At 36.7% G+C, this 18,274-nt stretch carries 23 protein-coding genes; all 23 read right to left on the bottom strand.

Features of this window, described 5'->3' with window-relative positions:
• Position 1 precedes the first annotated feature (1 nt).
• The gene (locus IV84_RS01755) at positions 2-691 is read right to left on the bottom strand and encodes a hypothetical protein (protein WP_056986024.1); all 690 of its coding nucleotides are present in this window, start codon (positions 689-691) and stop codon (positions 2-4) included.
• Positions 692-1,360 (bottom strand): hypothetical protein, encoded by a 669-nt coding sequence (locus IV84_RS01760; protein ID WP_141306314.1) that lies wholly within the window; start codon positions 1,358-1,360, stop codon positions 692-694.
• A complete protein-coding gene (locus tag IV84_RS01765; protein WP_046871012.1) occupies positions 1,344-2,156 on the bottom strand; it encodes a hypothetical protein in 813 nt (270 codons plus the stop codon). The genes IV84_RS01760 and IV84_RS01765 overlap by 17 nt, the downstream gene beginning before the upstream one ends.
• A gap of 71 nt (positions 2,157-2,227) precedes the next feature.
• Entirely contained in the window at positions 2,228-2,629 is a 402-nt protein-coding gene (locus tag IV84_RS01770; RefSeq protein ID WP_046871011.1) for a hypothetical protein, read from the bottom strand.
• A 52-nt stretch (positions 2,630-2,681) separates the two neighbouring features.
• Positions 2,682-3,785: a hypothetical protein gene (locus tag IV84_RS01775; RefSeq protein WP_046871010.1), complete on the bottom strand. Its 1,104-nt coding sequence runs from the start codon at positions 3,783-3,785 to the stop codon at positions 2,682-2,684.
• A complete protein-coding gene (locus tag IV84_RS01780) occupies positions 3,775-4,287 on the bottom strand; it encodes a sigma-70 family RNA polymerase sigma factor (RefSeq protein WP_046871009.1) in 513 nt (170 codons plus the stop codon). The genes IV84_RS01775 and IV84_RS01780 overlap by 11 nt, the downstream gene beginning before the upstream one ends.
• A gap of 669 nt (positions 4,288-4,956) precedes the next feature.
• Positions 4,957-5,184 carry a hypothetical protein gene (locus IV84_RS01785; protein WP_046871008.1) on the bottom strand — a complete coding sequence of 76 codons (228 nt, stop codon included), beginning with the start codon at positions 5,182-5,184 and terminating at the stop codon, positions 4,957-4,959.
• Between the two features lie 132 nt (positions 5,185-5,316).
• Positions 5,317-5,514, bottom strand: coding sequence for a hypothetical protein (locus IV84_RS01790; RefSeq protein WP_046871007.1), 198 nt, complete (start codon positions 5,512-5,514; stop codon positions 5,317-5,319).
• On the bottom strand, positions 5,514-6,296 hold the full coding sequence (locus IV84_RS01795) for a hypothetical protein (RefSeq protein ID WP_056986025.1): 783 nt from the start codon (positions 6,294-6,296) through the stop codon (positions 5,514-5,516). Before IV84_RS01795 ends, IV84_RS01790 begins: the two co-directional genes overlap by 1 nt.
• Positions 6,297-6,478: 182 nt before the next feature.
• Positions 6,479-7,228, bottom strand: a complete 750-nt coding sequence (locus tag IV84_RS01800) for a response regulator transcription factor (protein ID WP_046871006.1) — start codon at positions 7,226-7,228, stop codon at positions 6,479-6,481.
• Positions 7,229-8,575, bottom strand: coding sequence for a sensor histidine kinase (locus IV84_RS01805; protein WP_056986026.1), 1,347 nt, complete (start codon positions 8,573-8,575; stop codon positions 7,229-7,231). It lies immediately after the preceding gene.
• A 174-nt stretch (positions 8,576-8,749) separates the two neighbouring features.
• Positions 8,750-9,100: a hypothetical protein gene (locus IV84_RS01810; RefSeq protein WP_046871003.1), complete on the bottom strand. Its 351-nt coding sequence runs from the start codon at positions 9,098-9,100 to the stop codon at positions 8,750-8,752.
• An 88-nt stretch (positions 9,101-9,188) separates the two neighbouring features.
• Positions 9,189-9,377 (bottom strand): hypothetical protein, encoded by a 189-nt coding sequence (locus IV84_RS01815; RefSeq protein ID WP_046871002.1) that lies wholly within the window; start codon positions 9,375-9,377, stop codon positions 9,189-9,191.
• A gap of 108 nt (positions 9,378-9,485) precedes the next feature.
• Positions 9,486-9,755: a hypothetical protein gene (locus IV84_RS01820; RefSeq protein ID WP_046871001.1), complete on the bottom strand. Its 270-nt coding sequence runs from the start codon at positions 9,753-9,755 to the stop codon at positions 9,486-9,488.
• 60 nt (positions 9,756-9,815) lie between these two features.
• A complete protein-coding gene (locus tag IV84_RS01825) occupies positions 9,816-10,079 on the bottom strand; it encodes a hypothetical protein (protein WP_046871000.1) in 264 nt (87 codons plus the stop codon).
• A 210-nt stretch (positions 10,080-10,289) separates the two neighbouring features.
• Complete coding sequence (locus IV84_RS01830; protein ID WP_046870999.1) at positions 10,290-10,622, bottom strand: bacteriocin immunity family protein; 333 nt, start codon at positions 10,620-10,622, stop codon at positions 10,290-10,292.
• Positions 10,623-10,853: 231 nt separating this feature from the next.
• Complete coding sequence (locus tag IV84_RS01835; protein ID WP_046870998.1) at positions 10,854-11,660, bottom strand: PHP domain-containing protein; 807 nt, start codon at positions 11,658-11,660, stop codon at positions 10,854-10,856.
• A 12-nt stretch (positions 11,661-11,672) separates the two neighbouring features.
• Positions 11,673-12,137 carry an RrF2 family transcriptional regulator gene (locus tag IV84_RS01840; protein WP_046870997.1) on the bottom strand — a complete coding sequence of 155 codons (465 nt, stop codon included), beginning with the start codon at positions 12,135-12,137 and terminating at the stop codon, positions 11,673-11,675.
• Positions 12,138-12,291: 154 nt separating this feature from the next.
• Positions 12,292-13,200, bottom strand: coding sequence for an ROK family protein (locus IV84_RS01845; RefSeq protein ID WP_056986027.1), 909 nt, complete (start codon positions 13,198-13,200; stop codon positions 12,292-12,294).
• A gap of 315 nt (positions 13,201-13,515) precedes the next feature.
• Positions 13,516-14,955, bottom strand: coding sequence for a 6-phospho-beta-glucosidase (locus IV84_RS01850; RefSeq protein WP_056986028.1), 1,440 nt, complete (start codon positions 14,953-14,955; stop codon positions 13,516-13,518).
• A gap of 177 nt (positions 14,956-15,132) precedes the next feature.
• Positions 15,133-16,518, bottom strand: coding sequence for a PTS sugar transporter subunit IIC (locus IV84_RS01855; RefSeq protein WP_056986029.1), 1,386 nt, complete (start codon positions 16,516-16,518; stop codon positions 15,133-15,135).
• A 228-nt stretch (positions 16,519-16,746) separates the two neighbouring features.
• A complete protein-coding gene (locus IV84_RS01860; protein ID WP_046870993.1) occupies positions 16,747-17,382 on the bottom strand; it encodes an SDR family oxidoreductase in 636 nt (211 codons plus the stop codon).
• Between the two features lie 103 nt (positions 17,383-17,485).
• Positions 17,486-18,154 (bottom strand): MgtC/SapB family protein, encoded by a 669-nt coding sequence (locus tag IV84_RS01865; RefSeq protein WP_046870992.1) that lies wholly within the window; start codon positions 18,152-18,154, stop codon positions 17,486-17,488.
• Between the last annotated feature and the right edge of the window lie 120 nt (positions 18,155-18,274).

Raw genomic sequence — 18,274 nt, forward strand, 5'->3', positions numbered from 1 at the left:
TTCACTCACTCCATTTCTCAATTAAATTCGGAAAACATCCAACATACAAAACGATGACCAATAAAAAGTTTCCATTCATCATCAATATTGAGATGAATTGAACCGATGATTCACGAATCAACATGGTCAAATTCAGAGGATTAAATGGCAAAATTGTGTAGACGGTCAAAACTAACCAAATAATGATAAAAGCAACTCCTACATATTGATTCAACCAGCTGAGCCATGTCTCAATCAGTAACATAAAGATCATAATTGGTAAAAGTATTGCCAAAAACCAAACCTCCCTCGGTAGTTGGACCACTAAAAGTGCACTGCAAACAATTAACCAATAGCTGATTGCGTACGTAACAATGAGAATCACATCAACCAAAGCAAATTGTCGTCGGGTGAAGCCTGTCCCCCATATTTGTACACCTTGCTGTCGCCAAAGCTGAGGGATGGAATCACCAAGTGCCAGAACGGGTAATAATAGTGTGATAAACCAACCAGTTGGAAAAACAGTTTGACCAACCATATCATTACCAACAGTCCCGCCTAACATAACCGTTAAAATCCTTAAATGTGGATTCCCGGCTGTCTGTACTACTACTCCACCTACAAATAAACCAAAGAGAATCATAAAAAAAATAAAACGGTTCCGATTTATATTCAAAAAAAAATAAAGTTGATGGGCTATTAATCGCCACATCTAAAGAACCTCCTTTGTAGTCAGAGCATCCATTCTACTTACACTTAATAAGATTAAACCAATGAGCATAACATCGTTGCCCGCTGATCGTAACGGGGTTTGTGGTACAGAAAAGGCAAAGATTAGTGTCGGAATATGATTGACTGCAATTAAGAATAAACCAGCAAGTATTAGCCAAGTAACTATCAGAGCAGCAATTTTACTTCGTAGATGCACCATCAGGCAGACTACAATAAAGTTAACCAGAAGTTGGCTCACCCAAACAGTCACCATGCTCATCAAGAATAGCAACCAATTCATATGTACTATGGCAGCCGTGATACTCAAATGCACGCAAACCAGTAGCAACCATAGTAAACAAAATTCGGTCTGTATGATCGCTGTTCGCATTAACCTTTGATAGAAAATAATCCGTCGCGTTCCTGTTGCTGCAATATCAACAGAACGTGTTTGCTGGACCAGTAACGTAATGAGGATAGTGAAAGGAAAATAGACTACCAAAAAATGAAATCGATCAAATAATGAGTTCTGCAAAGCAAATGTACCCGTGGTAGCCGATATACCGTGACAAACAAGAACACTGCTACAAAATGCCAGTAGGCCCAGAAAAACTAACCATTGCTTATGCCATTTAAACCACATTCGTTGTTGTTTAATTGCTTGCTTCATAAGCACGAATTCTCCCTCCAATCAACGCAAGTAGGATAATCACTGCTGTCATAACTAGTGTCATAATCAACACAACTTTTCCACTAACATTTGCACTCGCGCTTTCATGCATAAAATCATATGGAATATAACTAATTTGTCTTGGTAATGGAAAGACCATATTCAACAGCATTAATCCCACCTGTAAGATTAATCCAGACGCTACTGCAAAAAAACGATTATTAATAAACCAAGCCATTGACGTCGCAAATGCTGCAAACAGGCCACTCCATACAGTGGCAACTACAATCGAAAACAAGGCATGCAGGAACGGTTGGGTATAATACAGCGAAACCCACATCGTATCCTGTGTAATCACAGCAATATTCAGATTTAAAAATATATCTGGAACTGTATTAGGTAACAAGAGAAAGAATGCTAAAAAGTTAATCAATAAGGTTCCCCCAACCAATATGCTGCCGAGAATAAGGCTAGTTAAAAGATATCCCCAAGCAACTTTCAATCCACCTAGTCGTAAAATCAATTGACGTGTAAAATGTTCTTTCAAATCCTTGGTTATTAACGTTGCTCCGGGAATTGAAGCAAGGAGCGGAACCAACAAGAAAAAAAGGATCGGAATAAAATTGAATTGGTCCATCGAAAGCCAACTCGTGTACGGGGAATCATGAAAAATTCCTTCTCTGGCAGAAATCTGTATAGCTGATTGCAAATACTGCACACCGCTAATAATCATCAATAGTGTGAAACTTGCCAATGTTATTCGATAATCAATTCGCTGAATGAATACTTTATACATTTTGTTCACTTACCTTTCAAAAAAAGTCCAAAAACAGACTGCCCTGTTTTGGACTAATGTACTGTGTATCCTTATCTAACGCTATCTGGACTCCATGCACCTCTTGCATATCCGTTATTCCAACTTTTAGAATTAATACGAACAGAAACACCTTTGCCATGCTTCTCAACCGCATTATTCCATAAATAATTCACATCACCCTTATAGCTTTTATAACTATGTCCGCTTGATGCATCGCGACCGTCATACAACGCGGCCCAAATCGTGTGATAACCGACATTTGTAGCGGTCGTTTTGTTATAATACGCCGTCTTATTTGTTTTTCTCCGTGCGGGGGTATGATCGTTGGGACTCCAAACCCGATATTGGTTACTCCAGTTGGTATCGCCGTGATTGTCGGCATGAGCAATTGCCATACCACCAGAAATAGTGATCATCGATGCAAGTAACACTGTAATAATCTTCTTTTTCATAATTACATCCTCCAAATAAAGTGATTAGTTTCATTCATAATTTCGATAACTACTATGGTATTAATGAATTAATCGGCACCCTTAAGTAACCCAATACACGATCGTGGGAGTTATGACCAGGAATCTCCAACTTAAATCGCACGATAGCGTTAGGATTAAGGCTTCGAATTGCAACGTACTTACCTTTACTATTGACATAACATTGTGAGGCAAAAATGGATTGAAATTTTGTTGTGACTTGATTTAATTTCTGATACTCATCAACCTTTGTTCCACTGGAACCTAACATCAGATCTCCAATTTTTTTCTTATTAACAATGACATCTGCTTCCGATACCCATGCCGCTTTACGAATAAGACTAGCTGTTTTTTTAGTTACTTTTTGCTGATCAAATGATACTGAATAATTGAGGACAAACGAGTGTGGGGTTGTATCAATTTGATCAATCGAACCTTGGCCAACTGTAGAATTACCGACCTTTGCAGTAATTTTATGCACAGTTACAGGAAGCGCCTTGGTTTTGATTGTTGGTAGCGAAACATTTTGTGAAGATCCATTAACATGTCCAATATGAATATCAATACTATCATCCCTAGGTGACGTGTCATCGTTAACATAGAAAGCCACAAATTGACGATAATGACCGAGAGCAACTTGACCATAGTTTTGCTCAAGATCTATAACTGATTGATGTTGATTGAGTGTCACCTGTACATCCTGCCGACGAAGTGCCGCAGGATTTATATGAGCACCCCTATAATCAACGACAAATGCTTTAATGCCCGCGGACATCATTACACCTCTAATTTGAATTTTTAATCCATCTACTTTTACTGTTGATGAACTCACAGACTGGTAAGATGAAACATCTGATAAGTCACCAAATATCTTGTTCATGGTCGGATCATAGTTATGTGTCTTTTGGCTATTTTTATCAAGTAATTGATGAATTGCAGGAACAACGCCTCCAGCTTGAATGGTCAATGGATTAAACAGTGTTATACAGAGGAGCGCCGCAACTGTGATTATCAATCCAAGTCTTCGATGATGACGCTGGTGTTGGGTGGCTTGATCGAGTCCTTGAGTTATCGCCCGCGTCACAGCAGTCTTAGGAACTTCTATCTTGTCTGTTTCTTGACGCCATTTAATATTCACGGATGACATCTCCTTTCTCCCGTAACCATTCACGTCCGCGATTCAGTCTACTTTTAACCGTACCCGTTGGCACTCGCAAAACCTTTGCAATTTCAGATTCCTGTAATTCATTAAAATAAAAAAGAATCAGCACTAGACGATACTTTTCCGGAACCATAGCAAGATCTTGCATCAAATCTTGATGAAGATCCACTTGCCTATGACAATCCGTTGTCAATTCAACCACTTCTGATATAGGTCTATCACGATTATAAAAACGACGCGATACATTAATCAAAATACGTACCAGCCACGTGTCAAAATATTGTGGATGCCGTAGATGTTTAATACTCAAGAATGCCTGTAAGGAAGTCTCTTGCACAATATCCAAAGCATCTTCCTGATTGTGAACATATAATAGCGCAGTTTTGTACATTTTTGATTGCCGATCAATCAATAACGTAGACAACGCTTCTCTATCACCCCGCTTTGCTTGAAGAACTAGTTCTATACCTTTTTTCAATGCGTTTATCCCCCCAACTTTTGCCCCCACACCTATTAGTGGCTAGTCACAGATAAAAGGTTCCAAGAAATTCAATATTTAATAATTTTTTGTTGCCATATTTAATACAGCCTCATTACCATTTTAAAAAAAATCCCGTCAAAAATTCCATCCACAAATCTGCAAATGTAATTTTTGACGGGAATTTTAACAAATAATTTTTGTTTAAATTTTCCTCAATGTCTACGAAAAAATAAGAACCGGTAAAAAACTACCAGCTCTTATTTATATCCCAACCTCGTATATGACCGGTTTTCATTGCCACATATTTCACGTTGAATTTTTATTAACTCCCCCCAGAGCTTGGATACTTATCTCGCGTTGTATAAAATGTAAATCTTGATTTTACTAAATCAACAAAAATAATTATGCCAATAAATAAGTTGATTGCATAGAAACCAGTAGTTTACATCCCAGCAAATATTAGTTTACATGCTCATTATTTATGCATACCGAACTTTAATGAAGTTGAAAATTATTGTTGACCAATTTCTATTTGTTGTTTTAGAAATTTTCTATAGATATATTGTATATTCATATAACCTAACATAGGAAAAGAAAAAATTAACGTGCAATTTTTCACGATTAACGTAAGCATTTCCAAAAGACGAAAGTGTGAAATTGTAAAAATCACTTCAATAATTTATCTTTTTCATTGCTATGCTCGTTCTTACGCCAGTAATACAAGTCTGTAATAATTCCAATGATTTGCAGCAGACTCCAAATAATTCCGCAAATTGTTGCTGTGAGGGCCGCACCGTACGTTTTTCCGCCCACCAAGTAAATCAGATTAAAAATAAGACAGGCTGCAAACAGTCCCCATTCGATAATTCTTAAAGTTTTACTATCTGCTTTCATAATGATCTCCTGTAGTTTTTATTATGTTGACAGCTTCTTTGACCTCATATTTTAAAAAACAATTTGCGTAAAAAAAATCGAAAAATATGTGTAAAACACTGACCGAGTCGATAAGAAGCTAATCATTTTTAATTATTTAACAAGTGAGACTAAGAAACTACTGATTTTTTCAGCCAAAATAAGTAGCGGAATAAGGATTAAAAATCCAACAATTAAAGCTATCCAGCGAGAACCACTAACATATTTAACAAGGTTAAATATATAATCAAGTAAAATTAGTGCTAATCCTTGTGGTAGATATTCAAGAAACCACCTTATCACTTTTTTCATTATGAGAACTCCAAGTATCCATTATTTTTCTTCTTATCGTGCCTATCAAGAAATTTTGCAATTGGGTAACCCGGCGAAGCAACTTCAAAAATCAGGCTGACTGCTCCACCGATAGCTACTCCCGTATATTTTAATCCCCAATGTTTTAACTTTGAAACTAAAACTCTTTTAACAAAATGTTTAGCGGCAGATTTCCCCATCTTTAGTAACGCCTTTCTTATAGCCGAAACGCCAACACCAGTTGCGGCAGACAATGCCAAATTAATTGCATGTCCAGCAAAACTATCACTTATCAAACCATGTTTCCCCTTGGCATGCACATCTTTCGCACTTAAATCAGTCATTAAAGTATTTTCTGACGAACTCGATTTTTCTACAAATTGATCTTGCGCATCTGCAATATTATTATAATTGCTGGACTTGGAATCGAATAAGCTTTTAAGTGCTTCTTTAAAAGCAATCTTGTCTTTTGCATTCGTTAAACCAGACGTAGCAACTTCTTCGTCTAACATAGCATTAAATTTAGCATAATCAGATTTAGAAAGTTTGTTGACATCAAAATCAACGGAATCGGCATTTTCTAATTCTTGAGATTGACTAATATTATCAATGTTTGTATGCGCATTACTTGCGGCGTTAACATTATTATCTAATTTATCTAGTACATTTGTGTTGTTAACTTGTATTATTGCCGGAGTTAAAATATCCAGTATTAAAACGATTAACATTGGAATAACTATAAATTTAAATTTAATCTCGTATAAAATAATCTTTTTCCCCATAAATACTTATTTTTTTCATTACCCTAAAGATTAACCTACTGACAATATAGTAATCACCTCACAAATTTGGTATGTTTATAGTGTATAATCAAATGAAGTGATGTAAACAAACAAAAGATAAACGTATCAATTCTTCTGATTAACGTAAAATGACTCTACAGTATAAGAACTGTAGAGTCATTTTAAGATTCTCTGTCTTTCATTAACTTAGTTAAGTCGCGTGCTTTTCGAAATGATACCTTGCAAACTAGTCCCTGATTAAACTGTAATTGTCTGGCTTGTGCATCGAAACTTGTCACATGGTCTAAATTAACCAAATAACTTTTATCACAGCGAAATAAATTAGTATATTTTTCTTCTAAATTATTGAGATTGCCTGGAAACTCAGCTTGCCGCTTTTTGGCAATCATCGTAACACTTCCTGGTCGTTCCTTAACCGTATATAACATCACCAATTCATTCATTGGGACGGAAAAATAACGCGATCCGATTCGATAGCCAAATAGTTTTTGCTGATGATACAATGCTTCAACGTACTGAGCCCGTGCTAAATTGATATCCTCAATTATTTTACTTTTAATATCTTCAAGCGTTTTATCTTTCAAGATATAATCCAGTGGCGCAATTTTTCGCTCTAACGTTAAAAAGGCCAGTTCATCATGAGTTGTGATAAAGACAATTTGAGCAAAAGGCATCTTTTGTCGAATTTTACTAGCTAGCTTTAATCCGGCATCTGTTTGCGACCCAATTTCCATATCTAAAAAGAACAGTCCTTGCTCTTGATCCAGGATACTGCTTTCTAACTTTTCAACATCATTTGTTGCACAAACCAACTTCATTGCATAATCGTTAATCATGATGGTATTTTTGATAACTTTCGCATAATACGCTTGTTGTTCAACATTATCTTCTAGTAAATAGATTGAAAACACTTATTTCTCCCCCGTAATAATTAAAGTGATCCGCAACTTTTGTTGTATCAACTGTGTGTCCAAATAAAAGTTTGTATTTTGGTTAACCAATTCTTTGACATTTGCCAGACCCAAGCCTCGATTTGATCCTTTTGATGAATAACCGCGCTCAAATATTTTTTGAAGATTAAATGGCAAAGTGACAGAATTTTCCACTGAGATTTCAACTGTATCGTCTGTTTTAATAAGCGCACAGCTAACCTTATGATCTGGCATCTCTTCGGCCTTTTCAATCGCATTATCTAAAAGGACACCCATAATTCTAACAATATCAACAAGTTGTTTTTCGATTAAGAGGTCATCTTGTTCAATTTCCAGATCTAACTCAACTTTTTGCTTGCGTGCTTCAAAGAATTTCTGAATAATTAGTCCACGCAGAGTTTCATTTTTAAGATGATCGAGTTCACTGATGCTAACTTTGCTTAGCGACTCATTTAAATGCTTTTTATTTTTTAATTCGTTTAAATATTCCTGCAATTCAGTTTGATCATCATGTTTTACCAATTCTGTCATTGAAAGCATAATATTTTGATAATCGTGTTTAAACTGGCGTAGCTCGGTATACTGCTGTTCTATGCTGGCTAAATAGTCATGTAACTGCTGATTTCTGATTCCTTCATCTTTAATATTTTGTTGAGCAGCATATGTTTTGATGAAAAACTGCATCTGCCAACTCATCAAAATGATAATCAACATAAAAATAACGATACTAGCGGCCTGGATCGTCGCTGTGATGTCCTGAATATCGCTAATAATCAAAATGGTTTGAATAGAGCCATAAATCATCACTAGCATCCAAAAAATCCGAGTGGATAAGCCTAAATCTTCAATCTGATTCATCGAATGACGCCACCACACGCGATGTCGATAAAACCAAATGAATAAGAGTATGGTAAAAAATAAATCAATTGTTATATCCTGAAATACCAATATCCCGCCGACATGCGAAAGTGCCTTAATGGAATGGAAATGATTTGCCCACATCAAAATTGTCGTACTAATGTATCCGCTAATGGAGATTAAGATTATTTGAATAATGACACTAATTAGCATCATATTCACGTATTTGGGATTGATTTTCAATTTTCTTTGTCTGACAATTTCGATGATGATTGCCCCCAAAACTAGCGGTAAGTGAGCAGTATCTTCCAAAATCATACTTAAAATTGCGCAAAAAATACTGATACCAAAATTTAAAGCGACTACTTTCAACCCAAAATCATGTCTCAGATAAGTATTTGTACTTAAAACAATAAAAATTAGCGCAAAATTCTCAACAAGATATTCACCAATCCCAAATTCTACCATTATCTGTTAGTTTAGATGAATCATAAAATTCATTCATCCTGGCTCCCTTTAAACCAAATCTGCGTCTTGCATCACATTCTTTAGTTTAACTAAATTGTATCAACGACACAATAGAAACAGTGATGTTTTCGATTAACGTGCGATAGTTCGTGATTAACGTCAAATTCGATAATCTTATTTTTTTAATGATTGAGACCTATTTAGAAAATAAGCAACAAAGTGTCCAAGAACAATAATACTCAGTGAATATGGTCTTAGATTATCTGGCGCCAACAAAATAAATGCTAAACAAGCCATTGAAAATATCGTCATCGTGTACCAATATCTTTTTCTAGCTGTCATTGTTTTATCTCTTGATAAACGTATTATGTACAAAATTACCCCAGTTAGATTCAGCCCCCAGCCAATGATATTATCCACAATATTACGTGTATTATAGCTGTCCAACGGATCGGCAGCTATAATTAGAGAACCGGCAAACATCAAAACTGTGATCAACGATTTCGATCGTATAAACTTTTTCATGCTTTCACCTCTACTCCTATTAATTCAGCGCTTGCATTTAAAAAAGCTCCTCTTATGCAAGTAATCTCAAATAGAAACTACTGAGTATTCAGATCTGCGTATCTTGATAATAACTGATAAGTGCGACTATCATTGCTAGTGCTATTAATCCAAAAGAAACCATTCGGAGCAAATCATTGGTCTTCCCAGGATTACCACCGGGAATTGCCATCACAATTAAAGATGCCGTTAACAGGCTTAGCAGTAATGTTCTAAAATTTAAAAGTCTCATATGCATACTTATCATTTCCCTCTTTTGGTTAAATTGAATGATGCTCAACTTTGAATAATTGTTGTTTAACGCTACTTCCGCTTTTTTAATAAGAGACTGCTTAAGTTTATGAACTTAACAACTAGGAATAGCTATTGCAGAAACAATTATGCTATAAATAATTTCCAGAATAATTACTCCCAAAATGGCTAGAATGCCACCTAACGTTCTAAGAAAACTTCCGTGAAATCTTGGTAAAAATTCAAAATAAGTACCAATTAAAAAGAGCCCAACTACCGTCACGCTATTGCCCCATCCTTTCCAAACTACTGTTATCCATGGAGACACGATCAGGCAGACAACTGCAAACCAAAAACTATATTTCATTATTTTTTCTTTGGTCATTCGAATTTTTCTCCTCAATTTTAAAAATTAAAACTATTAGTTGTCATTCTTTAGTCAATTTTAGGAATGACAGATAGCTAAAACGATAAAAGTATAAATAATTTCCAAAAAAGAGACTCCTAATATAGCTAAAATGCCGCCCAATACTCTAAGGAAACTTCCGCGAAATTTCGGTAAAAATTCATAGTAAGTTCCAATTGCAAGAATTCCTGTCGTCATTATTCCAATTCCCCAATTTCCCGCAACTACTGTTATCCATGGAGATACAATCAGACAAACAATCGCAAACCAGAAACCATATTTCATTATTTTTTCTTCAGTCATTAGCTTACTCCCCCTCAAAAGTGAGACAATTTAAAATTTATTTTCGATGCCGCTAATTTCCCATTTTACACCATTTGCGTTTTTCAGAGGATCAATTTAAATACAGTTGAAAAACCGTCCATAATTCAACGTGAATTATGAACGGTAAAAAAATATATCTTCTATTGTTTCTTGCAAATTACCAAAATTATGAATTTTTAAAACGCTCTATTAATTACTTGGCCAAAAGTTTGAAGTAGACAACATGTTAAGTTCACCCCACACCCCTTTAGAATGTGAAAAGTCGTTAATCTCTTGTAATATTTTGGCTTCTTTTTTAGATAGTTTTATTTTATCTACAAATGTATACTCCATTATATTCGTGTATACAGCCCGAACCTCCAATTGTGGTGTTTGTTGTTCTGATTCGACTTTTTTAATCCCTTGATCTAAAACAGAAGTAAATCTGCTTATCTTAATTGAATCATCTCTTGTTTCAAATAAAATACTAAGTTGCTTAAACAACTCAATGATTGTCTGCTTGTTATTGTCGTGTTTTTTCAAATTAGCCACCCCCATAAATAATTAACAAACGAGTTTTATTACATTTAAAAAGTTGAATTCAACTGCTCTTCCCTATCTATCAGTATAGGCACTAAACTTTCACTTAACACATTTTAATATTATCGTTAAAAAATTGGCAATAAACGTTTGCCTGCTATACATTCTTTTCAATTTCATGCAAAAAAGGCGTTTGAAAATCAAAACTGATTTTCAAACGCCTTTTCTTTTATTTTAGTACTTAATACCTTCATCCACATCGTCCAATGGCACAACGACCATGGCATTTTTCCGATAGACATTCACATGATGAATATCATGAGCTTTCAACATTTCAACCGCATTTTCATAATTGTTCATATATGAATTAGCTTCATGGGCATCTGACCCGATCGTATAACGTTTCCCACCAAGCTGCTTATAAATTTCAATTGCATAATCGTACAAACCGATATTATGATATTTATACATGCTAGTTGTATTCAATTCAAAGGCCATATTATAACGGACAGCAAGCTTCAAAATATTAGCTAACAATACACCCGCCGTTGTTTCAAACATCCCTGAAGTTAAATTAAGGTTACGTACACCGTAATCAAAGTGAGCTAAGACATCGGCATCGTGAAAGGCATTGATTCCCTTCCACATTAATCGATAGTACTTATCCGTTACTTCCAATGGATCCATCTGGGAAATCATGTTGTCACTAAAGTCATACTCAGCACTTCGATGGAAACTCAAAAGCTTAATATCAAAGGCATGTTGTTTCAGATAAGCATGAATGTCGGCCTCACGTCCAGCAAAGTAGCCGATTTCCACGCCTTTAAAAATGTGCTTACCGGATTCTTTTTCTAAACGTTTAATTTCACGTGAGTAGGCGTCATAATCAAACAGGTCATCCCCACTTTTATCATCCTTTGCCTTAAAATCTAAATGCTCTGTACTGACAAAGTTTTCACCAGCCAGCTTTAAATATGCAGCCATTTTTTCATCTGAATCAAATGAAAAATCTGTATGTACATGTTGATCATAATAATCCATAGAAAACTCATCTCACTTATCGTTTTTTTTGACTAATTGTTTAAAATATCCATGGTGATATAAATCCTGCTTCAGGTCCGCTAGGGTAAAGCGGTGATAGAATGCTCGATACTGATCATCGGCAAGTGTAAATAAATCAGTTAAGGTTTCCGACATATTATCAGAAATATGATCTGATTGATTGACACCTTCCGATTTTCCCGTAATAAATCGCGCATAACTTAAAGTTGGTGGGATTGTTAAATCGTATAACTCCCCCACGTTAATATCTTTGAGCGCTCTCTTTAGTTGATAACCGCCATTTTTCCCAACTGTTCCCTCAATGTACCCTTTTTTATGGAGGACTGATAAAATATTACGAATGACCACGGCATTGAGATCTAAAGAAGCGGCTAATTCTCGGCTAGCAATCTTACGCGGACTGTTTTCTTCTAAGTAAAATAAACTGTGCACCGCAACTGAAAAATCCAATTTCATTCGATCGGACCTCCTTGTTAATGTTTACACTTACATTTTAACACAAGTTTTCATTTTTCCACGGCAATAACCCCATTGGTAAACCGAAAATTCCTAGGATCATAAAAACGCCAGAAAGACAGACAATGCATGTCTATCTCCGGCGTTTTTTAGATTATTTTTCTGCTTGAATAGCGCGATAAACAGCACCAATAATGCCAGCATCATTCCGTAATTTAGCCGGTTTTACTTCCGCAAACCTTAAATCACGTACATCAGAGTTACGCGATTTCATGTCAGCAATTTTTGCATGCAATCCATCAAGAAACTTAGGATTAGCAGAGATCCCTCCACCAATCAGCACAATTTCTGGATCAATTGCAACCATCAAATTAATGATTCCTTTTGCAAGGGCTGTATAGAAAAAGTCCAGGCTTTCTAACGCTACTTTGTCTTGCTTATCTGCCAAATCGTAAACCACTCTAGCATCCGTCACTTTTGGCTTACCACTGTGCTTGTTGTAGTAATTCAGTAGACCAAATACAGTTGCCCCTGTGAAACTAAGGCTGTTAAGTTGCAGATCCTGATCATCATTCACATCCATGACTGACATCATCCCAAATTCACCGGCCATCCCGTGACCACCACGATAAATCTGATCGTTAATGACCAGGCCACCACCAATGCCAGTTCCGACAACCATGCAATAATAGCTATGAAAACCAACTGCATTACCTTTCCATTGTTCTGCAAAAGCAGCTGCGTTCGCATCATTTTCAACTGTAGTGGTAATATTGGTGCGCTTTTCAATTTCTTGTTTCAAATTAATCCCAAAAAAGTCTTTAATGGCGCCACCGGTTGTCATGAAACCATCTTTTTGGACAATTCCAGGGGCACTTACCCCAATTGCTGTAATGTTTTTTTCTGCTTTAAACTTATCGACAATCGTAGCAATATTTTTGAGAATTTCTTCGCCTTTAATGCTAGTTTTGACGGCATCTTTCTCCAAAATCTTACCTGTTTCATCAACCAAGCCATATTTAATCGTTGTCCCACCAATATCAAGGCCAATATAATATTTCATGTGATTAACTTCCTTCATATTTATGTTATGTATGAAAAAAGGATTGAAATTAAGCCATCCGTTCCAACAAGATGACCGGAATGCTTTATTTCAGATCCTCTTTTTTCTAAACTTTTTGAATATACTGTCTTAATTTATCTGAAATGTGTTTAAAAAGGCACTAGTATTCACGTCGATGTCGATTGTACTATACCAAAAACCGGTAAGTACAAGTCGCACCTTTCTCCGCCTAGCTACGATAACCAAACGATTCCTAACCCGAATCATTCGGTTATCTAGGCTACTGCTCAAAAGCTATTTGCCTTTTGAAACACGCTACTTTAGGCCCTCACCATTGCTGGCAATCACCTTTTTATACCAATCAAATGAGTCTTTCTTTGAACGATTCAACGTGCCTTTTCCGTCATCATCTTTATCGACATAGATAAAGCCATAACGTTTGGACATCTGACCCGTTCCAGCAGAAACAAGATCAATGCAGCCCCATGGTGTGTAACCCATCAGGTCAACGCCATCAAGTGCAACTGCTTTTTCCATTTCAGCAATATGAGCTCGCAAGTAATCTACTCGGTAAGGATCATGGATACTACCATCGGCCTCAACCTTGTCACGGGCACCTAAACCATTTTCAACAATGAACAATGGTAAATGATAGCGATCAGTTAACCAGTTTAGAGAATAACGCAATCCAACTGGATCAATTGGCCAATCCCATTCACTCGTTTGCAAAGTCGTATTCTTGGTCACTGGCTCTTCCGGATTAATATCGCCATCCAAATCAATGCCGTCAGCCTTAACGGTCATAGAGTTATAGTAGCTCAAACCAATGTAATCAACGGTTCCTTGTTTCAAGATTTCGCGATCTTCATCGGTAATATCTTTACGATAGCCTTTGCGTTTCAAATAAGTTTCAATATTATTTGGATAAACGCCATTAGCATGCACATCAGAGAACCAATAACGGCGTTGCATCATGCGCTCTGCCAACATAATATTTTTCGGATCCGCATTTAATGGATAAATTGGCGTCATGTTGATCATGCAACCAATTTGGAAATCAGGATTAATTTTGTGACCCACTTTAACAGCTTTAGCACTTGCCACTAGTTCATAATGAGCGGCCTGATACATAGCAGCTTCGCGATCTTCTTTTTTCACACTGCTAAACAAAATTCCCGAGTTGGTTGCAAGTGAAAATTCACTATTAAAATCACTCTGGTTATCAATTTCATTAAATGTCATCCAGTATTTAACTTTGTCCTTATACCGTTTAAAACATGTTTCAGCAAAGTTCATGTAAAAGTCGATCACCTTCCGATTTGCGAAACCGCCGTACTCTTTAACAAGATGGTAAGGCATCTCAAAATGTGCCAATGTAATGACTGGTTCAATACCGTATTTGTGGCATTCATCAAATAAGTCATCGTAAAAACGCAATCCAGCTTCGTTTGGTCTGTCTTCGTCGCCGTTTGGAAAAATCCGTGTCCAAGCAATGGATGTTCGGAAACACTTGAAGCCCATTTCAGCAAAAAGCTTTACATCTTCCTTATAGCGATGATAAAAATCAATCCCATCATGATTAGGATAGTTCTTTCCAGGTAGTACACCATCTGTAATCTCACGTGGAACACCATTAGCTCCCGCCGTCATTACATCTGCGACGCTGACACCTTTGCCGCCTTCTTGCCAGCCACCTTCAAGTTGGTGAGCAGCAACAGCGCCACCCCATAGAAAACCATCCTTTAATTTACTCATATTCAATAAACTCCTCTCATTTTTATAATTCTTTATATTTTTAGCATAAGATTTTTTGCAAGCGTTTTACATTAAAATGCTTATTTTTTCCAAAAGTTTCATAGCGCTTACAATTACTCTGATAAAAAAATCTATTCACTTTGATTTTCATCGCCATAAATAGACTTTTTAGTTAAATTAATCAGTTGCATGTTCTGTTGTTGCAGCGGCATTTGCTTCTTTAGTATGTGCCTCTGAATCTTCGGCAGCATTTTCCTGTGCTAATAACATTTGATCTTGTTTGCGTGCAAAAGGCAAGTAAACAAAGAACGAAAGTACTAGTACAAATGCCTGCCAAATCATCATTTTCCAACCACCGACTAATAATCCAGAAATAATTGGTGGTGTAGTCCATGGAATATAGACACCATTCAAATATGGTAGAAAACCAACTTTAATTAATAAATAAGTTGATCCCATTGAAATAAGCGGCATCGCCATAAATGGAACAATCAACAACGGATTCATAACGACCGGAACACCGAAAAGAACAGGTTCATTAATATTAAACAATCCTGGAACAAAAGATAATCTTCCGATACTCTTCATCTGCGCCGATTTTGCGAAGAACGCCATAAATACAACTAATCCAATTGTCATACCAGATCCAGTAACAGTACCAAACTGATCCAATAGTGATTGAATAAAGATATGGCCACCGTTTGCAGCAGTAACAACACCATGTGCCTTGAAGATTGCAGCGTTTTGTAGAGCATTGGCCTGCAAAATGGGACCCATAATTCCACCAACAATAACTGCACCATGAACACCGAAAAACCAGAAAAAGGGAATCAGTAATGCAATAACTACGACACCACCAAATGAATCAGTCATACCTTGTAATGGTGTTTGTACTACTTGATAAATCCACTGTGTCATTGTTGTGTGAGCAGTAACATCAAACAAAATGTACACTAACAACCAGCCTGTCACAATTACAAAAGCTGGAATCAGAGCTACAAATGAATCAGATACTGCAGGTGGTACTTGCTCAGGCAACTTAATCGTAATATGATGCTTGAGGAACCATGAATAAGCCCAGCCTGTTAACAATCCAATAATGATTGCGGCAATCATACCTTGGCCACCAAGCCAAGTTCGATCAATAAATCCGCCTAACATTGTAGGAGCTTGTGTTGCTGAAATAACTGTTTTACCAGCTGCATTCAGTACTGGTGTTGATGGACGCATAACAAGAAAGAAACTAACTAATGCTGTCATTCCGGCAGGTAATGGTTCAAACCCATCATCTTTTACCCAGTTGTATGCAATACCAACAACCGCAAAAATAGCTAAAACACCAAATGAAGCATTATATGCTTGTGTCCAATATGGAGTCAGCCCTGTCGCATTCATCCAATTAGCAACAGCTGGCAGTGGAAATGAACTCAACAGTAAAAATACAGATCCAACCATAATGAATGGTAAACTGACTAACATACCATTCTTTAAGGCTGTGATCGCTTTGGTATTAACAAACTTCATAATTGGTGGTAGAAGTTTGTTGTTAATCCAATCGTTCATTAATATCACCTCAAATAATAATTGCTTATATATGTTCTAAGAAAATAATTGAAAAACCTTTGGCCAATGGTTACAAAGCATGAAGCGCTTTCAACAGGTACATTATAACCTCAATATTTGGCCGTTGTACAGGCGTTTCCAAAATAAAAAACATGTTCCATTTAAGGTTCAAGTACCTTATTTGGAACATGTTTCATGAAAACGATTTAACTACTTTCATACGAGGGCTTACAGCTGGCTCACTGCTTCATTAATTGGCGTTTCTCCCGTACTAACTGCGAATTCTTTTTTGATTGTATTAGGATTATGCAATACTGATATAAGTACTTCTGCCACATCTTCCCGCGCAATTTTACCAGTTTGTTGATCAATAACAACACCACCTTTGCCAGCATCATTAGTCAATGCACCAGGTTTTACAATGGTATAGTCTAAACTTGTTTCGTCCTTAAGATAGAGATCTGCATAATGTTTCGCAACATAATATGGTTTAATCGCTGTCCAACGGGTTCGGTCTTCAGCATTCATCGCACTTACTAAAACAAATCGCTTAATGCCTGCCTTTTCGGTAGCTTCCATACTTTTAACAGCACCATCCAAATCAATCAAAAGTGTTTGATCATCACCTGTTTTACCACCAGATCCGGCACTGAACACAACTGCATCAACATTCGTTAGGGATTTAGCCAATTCTTCAGGCTGTTCGTTTAAATCATACAGCTGAGTTTCGGCCCCCTGATCTTCAAAAAAGGCACTTTGTTTACTATCTCGAATTCCAGCGACAACTTCATCGCCACGTGCCAATAATTGTGCCACTAAGAGTTTGCCAATCTGGCCATGAGCTCCAATTACAAATACTTTCATGTAAAAACCTCCTATTATAGATAAGTTTGAGTAATTATTTATGTTCTTAAATTTACACTATCATTTCCCCATCCAATGTGAAAACAAAAATGCTTGAAAGACTCTAATAAATTTCCATCGCCACAATTTCCGGAATGGCTTCCAGAATCTCCGTTAATTTTTCTTTACTAAATGTTTCTGGGTATTGAACCGTCATTCGCACATTATCTAGTGCTTCTGCCTTTCTGACTCGAATACTAGCAATGGTAATATCATTTTTTTGAAGTGCTTTTTGAATCACCGAAATGTTGTGATGTCCATGTTTAACCTTCAACCTGATTTCACTATAGTGGGGTAATCGTAACCAGGCCAAGTCACGGTGTAACATAATCTGAGTCCCCAGAACTAACAAGGCCGAAAAGATTCCAACAACGTACATTCGCGCCCCAATAGCCATCCCGACGCCAGCCGTTGTCCACAAGCCAGTCGCGGTTGTTAACCCGTTGACATCTTCATGTTTGACAATGATTGTTCCAGCACCAATGAACCCAATGCCACTGACGATTTGAGCCGCAATCCGGGAAGGATCCAACTCGATCCCTTTATTGCCCAACAAATCCATAAATCCGTATTTAGATACAATCATCATTAACGCCGAACCAACCGCAATAATAATATGCGTTCGCAATCCAGCTGTTTTAGCGCGGGCGTCTCGTTCATATCCGATCGCAAATCCGCAAGCGCCCGCGATTAACACACGTAAAATCAAGTCAAATTGTGTAGCAATTGACATGTTACTTCTAACCTCCTTGAAATTTATTTTTTGATACAAAAAAGCAGGATCATCTGTATTCAAGTATACAGTCAATCCTGCTTATCTTTTAATGGGTCTACACTTTCTGGTATTGGTGAA

This window comes from Pediococcus damnosus (assembly GCF_001437255.1).
Classification (GTDB): Bacteria; Bacillota; Bacilli; order Lactobacillales; family Lactobacillaceae; genus Pediococcus; species Pediococcus damnosus.

Bases quoted from the DNA above. Each gene is read 5' to 3' on its own strand.
- IV84_RS01765 (WP_046871012.1), bottom strand. From the start codon at position 2,156: ATGTATAAAGTATTCATTCAGCGAATTGATTATCGAATAACATTGGCA.
- IV84_RS01815 (WP_046871002.1), bottom strand. From the start codon at position 9,377: ATGCATATGAGACTTTTAAATTTTAGAACATTACTGCTAAGCCTGTTA.
- IV84_RS01820 (WP_046871001.1), bottom strand. From the start codon at position 9,755: ATGACCAAAGAAAAAATAATGAAATATAGTTTTTGGTTTGCAGTTGTC.
- IV84_RS01810 (WP_046871003.1), bottom strand. From the start codon at position 9,100: ATGAAAAAGTTTATACGATCGAAATCGTTGATCACAGTTTTGATGTTT.
- IV84_RS01795 (WP_056986025.1), bottom strand. From the start codon at position 6,296: ATGGGGAAAAAGATTATTTTATACGAGATTAAATTTAAATTTATAGTT.
- IV84_RS01835 (WP_046870998.1), bottom strand. From the start codon at position 11,660: ATGGATTATTATGATCAACATGTACATACAGATTTTTCATTTGATTCA.
- IV84_RS01825 (WP_046871000.1), bottom strand. From the start codon at position 10,079: ATGACTGAAGAAAAAATAATGAAATATGGTTTCTGGTTTGCGATTGTT.
- IV84_RS01785 (WP_046871008.1), bottom strand. From the start codon at position 5,184: ATGAAAGCAGATAGTAAAACTTTAAGAATTATCGAATGGGGACTGTTT.
- IV84_RS01865 (WP_046870992.1), bottom strand. From the start codon at position 18,154: ATGTCAATTGCTACACAATTTGACTTGATTTTACGTGTGTTAATCGCG.
- IV84_RS01860 (WP_046870993.1), bottom strand. From the start codon at position 17,382: ATGAAAGTATTTGTAATTGGAGCTCATGGCCAGATTGGCAAACTCTTA.
- IV84_RS01855 (WP_056986029.1), bottom strand. From the start codon at position 16,518: ATGAACGATTGGATTAACAACAAACTTCTACCACCAATTATGAAGTTT.
- IV84_RS01840 (WP_046870997.1), bottom strand. From the start codon at position 12,137: ATGAAATTGGATTTTTCAGTTGCGGTGCACAGTTTATTTTACTTAGAA.
- IV84_RS01790 (WP_046871007.1), bottom strand. From the start codon at position 5,514: ATGAAAAAAGTGATAAGGTGGTTTCTTGAATATCTACCACAAGGATTA.
- IV84_RS01845 (WP_056986027.1), bottom strand. From the start codon at position 13,200: ATGAAATATTATATTGGCCTTGATATTGGTGGGACAACGATTAAATAT.
- IV84_RS01755 (WP_056986024.1), bottom strand. From the start codon at position 691: ATGTGGCGATTAATAGCCCATCAACTTTATTTTTTTTTGAATATAAAT.
- IV84_RS01760 (WP_141306314.1), bottom strand. From the start codon at position 1,360: ATGAAGCAAGCAATTAAACAACAACGAATGTGGTTTAAATGGCATAAG.
- IV84_RS01850 (WP_056986028.1), bottom strand. From the start codon at position 14,955: ATGAGTAAATTAAAGGATGGTTTTCTATGGGGTGGCGCTGTTGCTGCT.
- IV84_RS01805 (WP_056986026.1), bottom strand. From the start codon at position 8,575: ATGGTAGAATTTGGGATTGGTGAATATCTTGTTGAGAATTTTGCGCTA.
- IV84_RS01770 (WP_046871011.1), bottom strand. From the start codon at position 2,629: ATGAAAAAGAAGATTATTACAGTGTTACTTGCATCGATGATCACTATT.